The following is a 13,135-nucleotide window of genomic DNA, read 5'->3' as shown; positions in this document are numbered from 1 at the left end:
CATTCAAATTTGCGAAAGCTATCCATTTTGACGGTTTTATCGGCTAGCTTGCTGATCGTCGCTTGCAAAAGCAAAAAAGTAATAGTCGACGCAACCAAAGAAGAAAGTCGGATCACCTTGGATAATCGGGTATTGGTGAATGGTATCCTTGACAATCAATTGAGCTTCAACACCTTCAGTGCTAAAGCAAAATCGGCCGTTGCCATCAATAAAGACAACTATGATGCAACCTTAAATATCAAGATAAAAAACCAGGAAGCGATATGGATATCTATTACCACCGTCTTTGGAATCGAGGCTGCTCGCGTATTAATCACGCCGACCCGCTTTCGAATGATGAATCGTATCAACGGAACCTACATCGACGAACCCTTTGCCTTTTTACATCAATTTGCCTCCGAAGAGATTACCTATGGTAATCTACAGGCTATGATGGTAGGTAATATGATTGATCAAGCGTTGACTTATTCGAACGAGGCAAAAAAAGGAGATTTAGGTTATTTACTAAGTGGCTTTAAAAATGATTTAAATTTCTTAGTAAGAACAGATGACAATTTCAGGGTCACTAATTGTAGTTTAAGCACTTACAATCAGGAACGCCAAGTAAATACGGATTATTCTGATTTTGCATTAATAGGCAAACATCCGGTACCTAAGGATATTCGTTTAACCGCTAATTCATCCGCTGTAAAACTGGAATTACAGCTAAAGTACAATCGTATTGCTTTGAATGAGGCCGTAGAGATGCCATTCACTATTCCGTCAAAATATAAGCCCTTAAGTGGAATACGTTAATCAACAAATGTTTATCGAGATAAAAATATTTTAGTACTTTCGTTGGCAATAAATACGTTAAAATAACGATGTAATGTAATACATCATCAATGATTTGAAGAAGAGAATGATTCGGATAAAGTCAATATGCTGTTTGCTGTTATTTATGGGGATAGGCCTATCTAGTTGGGCACAGTCGAGCGCACAGTTGAAAAAGCAGCGGGAGGCCCTTACACGTGAAATAGAATTATTGAATCAAACTTTACGTTCTACATCAAAAGACAAGTCATTATCGCTCAAACAGGTAAATGCCCTTAACGCCCAAATCAACCTACGGGTGAAAAAAATCAAAACGATTAATAGCGAAGTCAATTTAATAGAGAGCCAGATAGCCAAAAATACCAATACGATCCGCTCCTTGCAGAATGAATTGGCGAAGCTCAAAAAAGGATATGCGTCCATGGTACAGTTTGCGTTTCGCAACTCGAGCGCTTACAATAAATTGATGTTCATTTTTGCTTCTAACGACTTTAATCAAGCGTATAAGCGCCTTAAATACCTTCAGCAATTCAGCGATTCCCGGAAAAAACAAGCAAAGGAGATAGAGGAAACGCAGAAAAGTATTGAGCAAAAAATTGCCGAATTGGCGAATAATAAAAAGGAGAAAGTAGTACTTCTGAGCGACCAGGAAAAAGAGAAGCAAGCGCTCGACGGCCAAAAATCTGTTAAATCAAAAGTGCTTAACGATCTTACCAAGAAGGAAAAAGAATATAAGCAAGAGCTGAATAAGAAGCAGCAGGAAGATGCGCGTTTAGCACGTGCCATACAGGCGGCTATCCGAAGAGAGATCGAAGAAGCTCGGCGAAGGGCAGAAGAAGAAGAAAGACGACGAGCAGCAGAGTTGGCGAAGAAAAACCCTAATGCGAAGGCTCCGGAGCCAACCGCTAGAAAAACCGACAAAGAGGCGCTCTTGTCAACACCAGAGGCGGCTAAATTAGCAGCAGATTTCACAGGTAATCGTGGGCGACTCCCCTGGCCGGTAGCTTCGGGATCGGTAACGCAAGGTTACGGACAATATACTTATGGAAAAGGTGTTAAAGTTAATAGTAACGGCTTAACCATTCGTACAGCAGCAGGTGCCGCCGTACGGGCCGTATTTGATGGTGTTGTAACATCAATCGTGCAACTCCAAAATCAATATACTGTTATTATACGTCATGGTAATTACTTCACTGTCTATCAAAACATGAAAACGGTCAGTGTTTCCAGAAATCAGAAGGTTTCTGTAAAACAAACAATTGGCACAGTAGCTGTAGATGCGACGGAAGGAACTTCCGATTTACACTTTGAACTGTGGCAAGGAACTTCGCCTATCAACCCAAGTAGTTGGTTAGCGGGAAATTAGCCATACAAGTGGTGAAATGATAAACGATAAAAAATTGTTTATCTAAGCATTTTTACATAAGTTTGTAAACTGGACGTAAGACGATTACGTATATTGAGGAAAGAATAAAAACTACAATGTAGTCATTGAATAAAGATTTTAAATATTGAGTTATGTTAAACACAATTTTGTTACTGGGTATTGGTGGGCCTGAAATAGCAATTATCGTTCTTGCTTTGTTATTATTATTTGGTGGAAAGAAAATTCCTGAGTTGATGCGTGGATTAGGACGCGGTGTGAGAGAATTTAAAGAAGGCCAAGCCGGAACCACGAAAGATGAAGTTAAAGAGGAAAAACAATAATCCCTCATTCTTATAAAGGATAAGCTGTTGTAACATATAGCATGTTGCAGCAGCTTTTTTTATTATTATTTCAAAAAAAAAATCAACTTACTATACTAAGTGAGCTGATTAAAACGTTGTTTAAGAAATTATTATCAAACCTCTTTTGAGCGTGGCTCAAAATATGTTAACGTATTTAGCAATAATGAACTGATTTGATAATCAACAGCCTTAAATATAAGACATGATATTGAAAAGATTTTCGGCATTTGCCGTAGGTATGCTATTTTGCGTTCAATTGACGCAGGCAACAACAAGCAAAGATACCGACGAACCTTCGAAATTAAGTGCCTCTTCGAATGTTCTATCTAGCGAAGATTCTACACTCAGGAAAAATTCCCACCCTCACGATCTCTCCTGGTATCTCGCCCCTCAAAATATAAAAAAGCAACTGGACACTTTGCAAAAGGTAATCCCCTTAACGTACAATAGCTATGTCCAATCTTATATAGATGCTTATACGGCACCGCGCTATAAAAACCACCTTTCTAAAATGCTTGAGTTAGCGCAGTACTATTTTCCCATTTACGAGAAAGTCTTTGCAGAGACGGATTTGCCACAGGAAATAAAGTATTTATCTATCATTGAATCAGCTTTAAATCCACATGCGGTCTCAAGGGTGGGCGCAACCGGTCCTTGGCAATTTATGTTTGCTACGGCAAAAGCGTTTAATTTAAATATAGACAACTACGTTGATGAACGGAAAGACCCCTATGCCGCGACTTATGCAGCGGCGGCTTATCTAAAAGATGCTTACAACGAATTTGGCGATTGGCAACTTGCAATAGCATCCTATAATTGCGGAAAAGGAAATGTAGCCAGAGCGATACAACGATCAGGTATTGAAAAACCTGATTTTTGGACCGTGCGAAAATATCTTCCCCAGGAAACACGTAATTATGTGCCTGCCTTTATTGCCATGACCTTCGTGCTAAACAACTATGAAGTATTAGGAATTGCAACACCCTCGGGGAGCGGATCTGCCCTTACAGCGGAGAAAGGTACCGACGTCATTTTGATCGATAAGTTTATTCCATTATCAGGCATTGCAGAGGCGTTAAACCTCGACCTGAACCAATTGATCACGCTAAATCCGGCCTATAAAAAGAGCATCATCAATGGTACACCGGAGGCTCCGAAGCGTTTAGTCGTCCCTGCGGTAGATAAAACCGCCTATGCCAGCTTGTATGCAGCTTTAAATACACCGACCGATGCTCCTGCAAAAGTTATTACAGCATCTAACACCGATAGAAAAGCTATTTATCATCGCGTAAGAAGAGGTGAAAGCTTAAGCTCAATTGCCAATAAATATCAAGTCGAGGTACAGGACTTGAAGGTTTGGAATAGGTTGAGGAGAAATGCCATTGTTCCGGGACAGCGTTTAAAGATCTCCGAACCGGGTTATGCAGCAGGGAAAAAAACGAGCTTGGAAAGAAAATCCGTTAATTACGTAACCTATAAAGTTAAAAGAGGAGATACACTTTCCGGAATCGCCCAAAAATACAGAGGAGCCACTGTCAATAATATAAAAGCAATGAACAATTTAAATGGCTCATCTATCAAACCAGGGATGACTTTAAAGATCAATAGCCTTTAAAAATAAAATATTGCTTATGCATTAAGGGTTGACGCCAGGGTCCTTCAACTGCTGGCGGAACCCTACCGAGGGCACTCATCTAGTGCAGGTACGCAGCGTCCTGTTCGTTTTCAAAACCTTCGAGCGTCACAGAAACATGCTCATTAAGAATGGTAGATAATTTGTGCCCGGAGAAGTCGCTTATAACAGGGAATTTATGATGGCTTCTATCAATTAGAACCGCCGTTCTCAGCTTCTTTAAGGGAACATTCAAAAAAACACCCAAACCATAGGCTAAAGTCCGCCCACTATTCAATACATCGTCCACCAATATTACCACTTTATCTTTCGCCTCACTTACCGAAATATCGGTTTCTGCTTGCAGGGTAGAACTGACTTTATTTAATGAAATGTTGATAAGCTTGACATCGACCGCCAATGAAATTTTTGCTAGTTCTTCTTTTAAGCGACGGGCCAAAACATATCCTCTTTCGGCAACACCCGCTAGAACAATCTCTTTTTCTTCAAAGTTATCTTCTAAAATCTGATAAGCAATTCTTGTAATTTTTTTCTGAATCTGGTCCTTGTCTAAAATCAATATTTTTTCGCTTGCCATAGCATTATTCCTGTGCATAAAAGTAGTAATTTTTTTTTTAAGGTAAAAGGGATGGATATACGCATTTGTTCATCACTCACCAACTCGCGTTTGGCTAATTGAGGCGATAAGCCAATGAGCAATCACTAAATAGAAAACTACTAACAGTGGAATTAGGCCAAGCCGACTGATTCTAGAAAAATCGATTGCTAATTTAAATGAAGAACGTCTTCCTCTTCCGACGCATTCTCATTCTGTGCTTTCAAGCTCATACGGCCGCCATTGAAATAATAGCGCTTCCAATAAGCTTCATCAAGATTGCTAATCATAACGCCTCTGCTGGTAGAAGCGTGCGCAAATTTCCTGTCACCCAAATAAACGCCAACATGTGTAATACTTCTACTTCTTATTTTGAAGAACACCAGGTCGCCAGGCTTCAGTTCATTTTTGTTGATGGGATCAACTTGTGTATAAATATTTCTTGAATTATTTCCGATCGACGTATTAAACACCTTTTCGTATAGCTCGTAGGCAAACTTGGAACAATCAATGCCCTTTTTTGTTTTACCTCCTAATCGATAGGGTGTGCCAATCCAATCATAGACAAACTGATAAAGCTTTGTATTGGTGGTTGCTGAAGCAGCAATCCCCATTATTTGAGAAAAATACTCTTTGGCTAAATTATCCGGATCTTCGGGTGAATTATTTTTTTCAGTTAAGGTTTGGGCCTGAAGGTTTAGTGACAGAGCACCTAGCAGTATGCATACTACCAAAAGCGTTTTTTTCATTTGAATAAAATTTTTCCAGTTAATGAAGCTTGCATGAGCACATGCAGTTTTCATCTGCGTTAATTTACTTACAGGAAGGTCATTCTTATCCCCCATTGGCTTGATTGACTATCCGTTTAAGGTTAACAATGTTGTTTTTTAATGTAAAAGTTTATCCATGCACTAAAACAGGTGTGTCGCAAATCTAAATGAAAACTTTTATTTTGTCAAAAAAAGCAAACACAATTTTAACATTTTTTTGACATGTGTACTATATACCATACAGGCCAATAAAAAAAGGAGGAGAAAAACAAATAATAATTCACTTTCTCTCACGTACATTCTGTGAATATCGCAACAATTGATTAGATTTGCCTTCCAGTAAATTAAGTACACGAACATAAAGCGATGAGTTCAACACCAATAACAAAAGAAACATATCTAGAGTGGTATAAGTCGATGTTACTTATGCGTAAGTTTGAGGAAAAAGCAGGTCAACTTTACGGTCAACAAAAAATAAGAGGCTTTTGCCATCTATATATTGGACAGGAAGCCGTTGTTGCAGGTGCCATGTCAGTTCTTCGTAAAGAGGACTCCATGATCACTGCTTATCGTGACCATGCCCATGCCCTTGCCAAAGGCATGAGCGCCAATGCGGCTATGGCAGAGTTATTCGGGAAAGTAACGGGTTGTTCGAAAGGAAAGGGTGGATCAATGCACTTTTTTGATAAGGAAAACAATTTCGCGGGAGGCCATGGTATCGTAGGAGGACAAATACCATTAGGTGCAGGTCTTGCTTTTGCCGAAAAATACAATGGTACAGATAATGTTTGCGTTTGTTACATGGGAGACGGAGCTGTAAGACAAGGGTCTTTAAACGAGACCTTTAATATGGCAATGCTTTGGAAGCTTCCGGTAATCTTCGTTTGCGAAAATAACGGTTATGCGATGGGTACTTCCGTTAAGCGGACGACTAACATGATTGACATTTATAAAATGGGCTTAGGCTTTGATATGCCAAGCGCTCCGGTTGATGGTATGGACGTTGTAGCAGTTCATAATGCAATGGACGAAGCCGTTCAGCGTGCCAGAAAAGGGGAAGGACCAACGTTTTTGGAGATTCGCACCTATCGTTATAAGGGACACTCTATGTCGGATCCTGCCAAATACCGTACAAAAGAAGAATTAGAACAATATAAAGAGCGCGATCCAATTGCCGCGGTTAAGCACGCCATTATAGAGAATAAGTATGCCGATGAGCAATGGTTTGATCAGGAGGAAGCCGAAGTAAAACGTATTGTTGATGAAGCGGTTAAATTTGCTGAGGAATCTGAGTATCCAAACCCGGAAGAGCTATATACAGACGTGTATGTGCAGAACGATTATCCATATATTATGGATTAACAAGAGTGCAATCTTAATAATTTAAATAGATAAAAAACCCCAGATAATATTATGGCTGAAGTAGTTCGAATGCCTAAAATGAGCGACACCATGACAGAAGGTGTAATTGCAAAATGGCATAAAAAGGTAGGCGATAAGGTTAGCTCAGGAGATTTAATTGCTGAGGTTGAAACCGATAAGGCTACCATGGATTTTGAATCCTATCAGGAAGGCACACTATTATATATAGGTCCTAAGGAAGGCGAAGCAGTTCCTATCGATGCTGTAATTGCCGTATTAGGAGAAGAAGGAGAAGATTATCAGGCATTACTTAATGGTAATGGCGACGCTTCGCCTTCAACTAAAGAAGATAAAAAAGAAGAAGAGGCTCCGGCACAGGAAGAAACAGAAGATGAAGGTGAAGAAGTAAGTGCTGAATCATTAGGTGCAACGGTAATCACTATGCCATTGCTGAGTGATACAATGACCGAAGGCGTAATTGCAGAATGGCATTTCAAGGTTGGCGACAAGATTAAAAGTGATGATGTAATTGCCGACGTAGAAACGGACAAAGCAACCATGGAAGTTACTGCTTATGCTGAAGGCACCTTACTGTACATCGGAGTAGAAAAAGGTCAGGCAGCAAAAGTTAATGATATTATTGCCATTGTAGGAAAAGAAGGTACCGATGTAACGCCTTTGCTTAAACAGAAAAGCAGTAAACCGAAGAAACAAGAAGCTCCTAAAAAAGAAGAAGCGTCAACTAGCGCAGCAAACGAGCCAAGCCAAGCGGAAAGCAAAGAAGTTACTTCTTCTGACTCGTCCCGAGTTAAAGCTTCTCCTTTAGCGCGAAAAATTGCGAAAGAAAAAGGTATTGATTTAAATGAACTGAAAGGTTCGGCAGAGAATGGCCGTATCATCAAAAAGGATGTCGAATCCTTCACGCCTGCTGCTAAACAAAAGACTGAAGCACCGGCTGCTGCTCCAAGCGCCGAAAGTAAGTCTGTTACTATTCCGCAATTTATCGGAGAAGAGCGGTTTACCGAAAAGCCTGTGACTCAAATGCGTAAAACGATTGCTAAACGTCTTTCGGAAAGCTTATTTACTGCTCCACATTTCTATGTAACAGTGAAAGTTGACATGGATAGCGCTATTTCCGCACGGAATAAAATCAACGAAGTTGCTCCTGTTAAGGTGTCTTTCAACGATTTAGTCATCAAAGCTGTTGCCGTTGCGCTAAAACAACATCCTAATGTTAACTCTTCTTGGTTGGGCGATAAAATTCGCTATAATGAGCACGTTAATATTGGTGTCGCTATTGCCGTGGACGAAGGCTTATTAGTTCCTGTGGTCCGTTTCGCTGATGGAAAGACATTATCACATATATCGGCTGAAGTGAAAGATTTTGCACAACGTGCTAAAGCCAAAAAACTACAGCCGAAAGACTGGGAAGGCTCTACCTTTACGGTTTCTAATCTGGGTATGTTCGGCGTCGACGAATTTACCGCCATCATTAATCCACCTGACTCTTGTATATTAGCCATTGGCGGCATACAACAGGTACCGGTGGTTAAAAACGGTGCGGTTGTCCCAGGTAACATCATGAAGATTACTTTAAGCTGTGACCACCGTGTAGTAGACGGTGCTACAGGGGCCGCTTTCTTGCAGACTGTTAAATCACTGCTAGAAGAACCCGTTCGATTATTAGTTTAAAAAATTCAAATAGAAAAAAGGCATCTCCTGAACAGGCAGATGCCTTTTTTCATTTAGCGATGATGAGCCTGCCGGTCGGGACCGATCCCTTTATCATTCTTTCGAACCTAGTATAACAGAAAAATCACACGCAAAGTTGTTAATTCAAAACTTTATTTACGATTTTGGCGGCAAACAAACAGTAATTGAAATATGATATTTAAACGACTCTTAATTTTATGCTGTTGTATCAGCTTATACAGTGCGCAAGCCCAACAAAAAACATCCAAAGAAGTAGATCGACCTAAATTGGTAGTAGGGATTATGGTGGACCAAATGCGCTGGGATTACTTATATCGATATTACGACCGCTATGGTGAAGGCGGCTTTAAACGCATGTTAAACAACGGTTTTTCCTGCGAAAACACCTATATTAATTATATCCCGACTGTTACCGCCATCGGACACAGCTCGGTTTACACCGGTACAACACCTGCTATCCACGGAATTGCCGGGAACGACTTTATCATACAAGCTACAGGAAAAAGCATGTATTGCACGGAAGATGAAACGGTTACCCCATTAGGAACGGCCGTTGGTAATCCAGCTGGCAAGATGTCGCCAAGGAACCTACTGGCATCCACCATAACGGATGAACTTAAATTAGCCTCCAATTTCCGTTCTAAGGTGATTGGAATTGCTATAAAAGATCGAGGTGCTATTTTACCAGCCGGCCATTTTGCTGATGCTGCTTATTGGTTTGACAGTAGTGGCGACTGGATCAGTAGCTCATACTATATGACTGACTTGCCTAAATGGGTGAAAGATTTCAACAAACAAAAACTTGCGGAAAAGTATTTAAAACAAGACTGGAATACGTTATACCCTATTGAAACCTATAAACAGAGCATTGAAGACAATAATCCGTATGAAGGAAAGTTTAAAGGTACTCAATCACCAACTTTTCCTGTTAAAACGTCTCAACTGCTTAAAGAAAATGGAATAGGCTTGGTTGCTACGACACCTTATGGAAATACGTTGACACTCGATTTGGCAAAAGCCGCTATTAACAATGAAGAATTGGGAAACAATCCCGGCGGTTTTACTGATTTTTTAGCAATCAGCATATCATCTCCCGATAAAATAGGTCATCAATTCGCTGTAAACTCAATAGAGGTTGAAGACAACTACCTCCGTCTTGATAAAGATTTGGAAGACTTCTTTAGTTACCTCGATAAAACCGTTGGACAAGGGCAATATACTGTATTTTTAACGGCCGACCATGGTGCCGCCCATAATCCTCAGTACTTCATGGACCAACAAGGTAATGGCGGGTATTTCAATTCCAAAACAGCACAGCAAGGATTGAATGAACAGTTAAAAGCGAAGTTTAATACGGACAAATTGGTTATCAGCTTATCAAATTATCAGGTTCATTTAAATAACACGCTTATCAATGAAAGAAATCTTGATCGGCAAGCAATTTGTGACGAAGCGGTAAAATACCTACGGAATTTAGAGGGCGTTGCTTTTGTAGCAGAAATGGACAAGGTATCTGAAGCCGCTATACCATCGCGAATAAAAGAACGCATTATTAACGGTTATAACTATAAGCGGAGCGGCGCGATTCAAATTGTCCTTGAGCCACAATGGTATAGCGGATCAGCCAAGTCTACCGGTACGACCCATGGCAACTGGAATCCTTACGACTCGCATATACCCTTGGTATGGATGGGTTGGGGAATCAAACACGGCGCGACCAATCGTATTACTGAAATGACAGATATCGCTGCTACAGTGGCTGGTCTCTTACATATTCAAGAGCCAAATGGAAGTATAGGCAGTCCGATTGTAGAAGTGCTAAATCAATAGATATTATAAAAGTCCGTAGCGTGAAATGAATCTCTACGGACTTTAAAACGGTCTTATCATAGAACTTTTTAATTCCACTAATATGTCCTCCCACCATATAGTAAAAGAGAAGCAGGAACCTGCCTTAATAGTGGAATTTTTTTCCGATCTAAGCTATGAACTTCTTGGACAGTTATTGGAATGGGCACCAACAGTTATCGCTAATAAAGACAGTGCGCAATGGCTATCGAGAAACGACATTCATATCGATGTTGTCATTACAAATGACGAGCACAGGATCGAACAAGATGGAGTTACCATGCTTTTCGGAAGCCCTTCCTCTTTTAAAAAAGACGCATTAAATTATCTTGTTGAAAAAGGGTATCATGCAGTCAATATCATCTCACAAGACTTTTCGATGGATCTATTCCAACAATTCGCTTCTCTTATCAACCTGGTTTTTATCAACGGTAAGCAGAAAATCTTCGCGATTAAACCTGGTTTCAAAAAGTGGAAGGCAGCGAGCGAAAACGTCTACATACTTGCCAGCGATGCTATTTTCCATACAGAGGGGTTGGAAAAAAAACACGATCAGGCATACAAGACCATAGCAGACGGCTTCTTTGAAATTCATTTCCAAACCGACTACCTGCTCATAGCAGAAGATCTTTAATTCTTTAACGGCTCCAGCCTCGTGGGCGTGTCCTTTCCTGCTATAATTGATCTCGCACCTAACGCAACAGCATTAATAGAGGAAACAATGTTCTTAATATCTAAAGTTTCTAATTCATCTTTCACGGTGTGATAGTAATTATCCTTATCTATTTGAACCGTAGAAACTGTATGTGCGGGAACGCCGAGCGCTGCCAAGGTCGCGTTATCACTTCTATAAAAAAGGTTCTGTTCAGGATAAGGGTCCGGATAAAAAGAAAAACCCGTCCCCTTCACATTTCTCTGGAGAATCTTACCCAAATCGGATTTCTCAAAGCCGGTGAGATACATGGAATTAGCCCCAAACTTAGCATCCTTTCCAATCATCTCAATATTTATCATGGCCACAACATGATCCGGATTAAGCTGTTTAGAAAAATATTGTGAGCCATAACCACCCGACTCCTCAGCTGTAAAAGCAGCGAAGATCAATGTTCGTTCATTATCTTTTTGCTTGGCAAAAATATTTGCCAAACTGATTACCGCGGTGACTCCCGATGCATCATCGTCGGCTCCATTTGCAATAGAATCCTGGCCAATCGGTTTTAGGATACCGATGTGATCATAATGCCCCGAGAAGATAACAAACTCGTTGGGTTTTGATCTCCCGGGCAGCACACCAACTACATTAGCGAGTCCCTTATTCTCCACCGTACCCGTATAGTTAATTCGAAAGGACTTAGGCTGTTCCTTGCTCAGTACAAAAACAAGTGAACCTTTTTTCTTCTGATCGGTATTTAATAAGATTCTCCCGTTATCAGCATGCTGTTTCAAATAATTAAATTCCTTTACAAAACTCTCGTCAACACAAACGATGGCATTAATATCTTGCTGTGAAATCTCCTTATATTTCTTTCGAAAGTTGTCGCTGGCACTTATGGACAAAATCCGCACTTCCGGATCGGTATTCCAGTTAAGACCCGCCTGGTCGCTTAGAACAAAACCGGCGTCACTGTCCAGCTCCTTTCCGTCTAACAAAATCTCACAAAGAGAAGGTTTTATTTGAGTGGCCTGAAAGCGCTGTAAAAAGTCATTTCCATTTGCCTTCAATGGCTGTAGCCCTGCCTTTTTGAATTCCCCTTCAATAAAAGTTGCGGCTTCCTCTATTTCAGGAGTAAACACGGCCCTGCCTTTCAATCGATCATCTGCTAACGTCGATATAATTCGATGGACCTCTTGTTGATCGACACTAACAATACGCTCTTTCTTCTGACTGGCGCAAGCTCCCAACAGTAAAAAGAGAACGAAGGAAAGCTTATTCAAAGGGGTTGTTGTTTTATACATAAATATTGCAATAATTTTAATCTCCTTAGTAAATTACCTAAATGTCACTTGTCATTAGATCGATCAATATCATAGGCAAGCAAATTACTGGTAGACCGATTCCTGTATACAAGAAAGTTTAACTAAGTTTGGTAATAAAGTTAAACAAATTCCCTAGCTTTGACGATTACAAGTATTAATTCTTAAAAAGATAGATCATGAAAGAAATAACCGTCGAGGAGCTAAAGGAGAAGATTGATCGGAATGAAGATTTTCAACTGATAGATGTACGTGAGGAGTTCGAATATGAAACATCCAATCTGAAAGGCGAAAATATTCCACTTGCTCAAGTCTTAATCGAGAAAGATAAAATCAGCAAGGATAAACCCGTTGTAGTGCATTGCAGAAGCGGAAAGAGAAGCGCTCAGGCTATTCTAATGCTAGAAAAAGAGGGATATACAAATCTTTCTAACTTAGAAGGCGGCATTCTCGCCTGGCGTGACACCTTTGAGCCGGATATGGAGGTATATTAAACAGAAATGGGTAAACAAATTCTTTATAATATTTTTCTAAATATTGGGATTCTTGTACTTGCGTATTGTACCATTGCATCTTATAATGGTAAACAGTATAGCATCATGGCGGTGAGCGTTTTGGGAATCGCGGCTCTTATATACTTGAAGATTAAGCTGGCTAAAAGGGTGAAAGAATTGATCAGAAACGGCAAAAAATGAGTTT

Annotated in this window: 13 protein-coding genes; 10 read left to right on the top strand and 3 right to left on the bottom strand. The window is 40.2% G+C overall.

The annotated features are described in order from the left end of the window. Positions 1-9 precede the first annotated feature (9 nt). The 4 genes from M1D52_RS00735 to M1D52_RS00720 all read left to right on the top strand — a co-directional run bounded on the left by M1D52_RS00735 (position 10) and on the right by M1D52_RS00720 (position 4,156). Complete coding sequence (locus tag M1D52_RS00735) at positions 10-795, top strand: DUF4292 domain-containing protein (RefSeq protein WP_437394024.1); 786 nt, start codon at positions 10-12, stop codon at positions 793-795. Positions 796-901: 106 nt separating this feature from the next. After that, positions 902-2,179 (top strand): murein hydrolase activator EnvC family protein, encoded by a 1,278-nt coding sequence (locus M1D52_RS00730; protein WP_041387128.1) that lies wholly within the window; start codon positions 902-904, stop codon positions 2,177-2,179. 152 nt (positions 2,180-2,331) lie between these two features. Next, positions 2,332-2,520 (top strand): Sec-independent protein translocase subunit TatA/TatB, encoded by a 189-nt coding sequence (locus M1D52_RS00725; RefSeq protein WP_013664442.1) that lies wholly within the window; start codon positions 2,332-2,334, stop codon positions 2,518-2,520. 223 nt (positions 2,521-2,743) lie between these two features. Next, complete coding sequence (locus M1D52_RS00720) at positions 2,744-4,156, top strand: LysM peptidoglycan-binding domain-containing protein (protein ID WP_013664443.1); 1,413 nt, start codon at positions 2,744-2,746, stop codon at positions 4,154-4,156. Positions 4,157-4,235: 79 nt separating this feature from the next. On the opposite strand, the gene M1D52_RS00715 is transcribed toward M1D52_RS00720, so the two are convergent. Together M1D52_RS00715 and M1D52_RS00710 are read right to left on the bottom strand one after the other, a co-directional pair. Further along, positions 4,236-4,751 (bottom strand): phosphoribosyltransferase family protein, encoded by a 516-nt coding sequence (locus M1D52_RS00715; RefSeq protein WP_013664444.1) that lies wholly within the window; start codon positions 4,749-4,751, stop codon positions 4,236-4,238. 188 nt (positions 4,752-4,939) lie between these two features. Beyond that, positions 4,940-5,518, bottom strand: coding sequence for a C40 family peptidase (locus M1D52_RS00710; RefSeq protein WP_041387987.1), 579 nt, complete (start codon positions 5,516-5,518; stop codon positions 4,940-4,942). Positions 5,519-5,905: 387 nt separating this feature from the next. On the opposite strand from M1D52_RS00710, the gene pdhA reads away from it, so the two are divergent. The 4 genes from pdhA (at position 5,906) to M1D52_RS00690 (ending at position 11,096) form a co-directional block, all read left to right on the top strand. After that, complete coding sequence (gene pdhA / locus M1D52_RS00705; RefSeq protein WP_013664446.1) at positions 5,906-6,901, top strand: pyruvate dehydrogenase (acetyl-transferring) E1 component subunit alpha; 996 nt, start codon at positions 5,906-5,908, stop codon at positions 6,899-6,901. Positions 6,902-6,952: 51 nt separating this feature from the next. Beyond that, a complete protein-coding gene (locus M1D52_RS00700) occupies positions 6,953-8,593 on the top strand; it encodes a pyruvate dehydrogenase complex dihydrolipoamide acetyltransferase (protein WP_437394023.1) in 1,641 nt (546 codons plus the stop codon). Positions 8,594-8,785: 192 nt separating this feature from the next. Next, entirely contained in the window at positions 8,786-10,444 is a 1,659-nt protein-coding gene (gene pafA, locus M1D52_RS00695) for an alkaline phosphatase PafA (RefSeq protein WP_437394022.1), read from the top strand. Between the two features lie 82 nt (positions 10,445-10,526). Beyond that, positions 10,527-11,096: a hypothetical protein gene (locus M1D52_RS00690; protein ID WP_437394021.1), complete on the top strand. Its 570-nt coding sequence runs from the start codon at positions 10,527-10,529 to the stop codon at positions 11,094-11,096. Here M1D52_RS00690 and M1D52_RS00685 read toward each other — a convergent pair. Further along, a complete protein-coding gene (locus M1D52_RS00685; RefSeq protein WP_437394020.1) occupies positions 11,093-12,418 on the bottom strand; it encodes a M20/M25/M40 family metallo-hydrolase in 1,326 nt (441 codons plus the stop codon). The two genes, M1D52_RS00690 and M1D52_RS00685, sit on opposite strands and share 4 nt — an antisense overlap. Positions 12,419-12,615: 197 nt before the next feature. Between M1D52_RS00685 and M1D52_RS00680 the strand changes: the two genes are divergently transcribed. Together M1D52_RS00680 and M1D52_RS00675 are read left to right on the top strand one after the other, a co-directional pair. Then, on the top strand, positions 12,616-12,930 hold the full coding sequence (locus tag M1D52_RS00680; RefSeq protein ID WP_013664451.1) for a rhodanese-like domain-containing protein: 315 nt from the start codon (positions 12,616-12,618) through the stop codon (positions 12,928-12,930). A 6-nt stretch (positions 12,931-12,936) separates the two neighbouring features. Next, positions 12,937-13,131, top strand: a complete 195-nt coding sequence (locus M1D52_RS00675; RefSeq protein WP_013664452.1) for a DUF6358 family protein — start codon at positions 12,937-12,939, stop codon at positions 13,129-13,131. The last annotated feature ends 4 nt before the right edge of the window (positions 13,132-13,135 follow it).

This window comes from Olivibacter sp. SA151 (assembly GCF_054130995.1).
The sequence above is the reverse complement of the archived record's forward strand: the minus strand, read 5'-3'. Positions and strand labels throughout refer to the sequence as shown.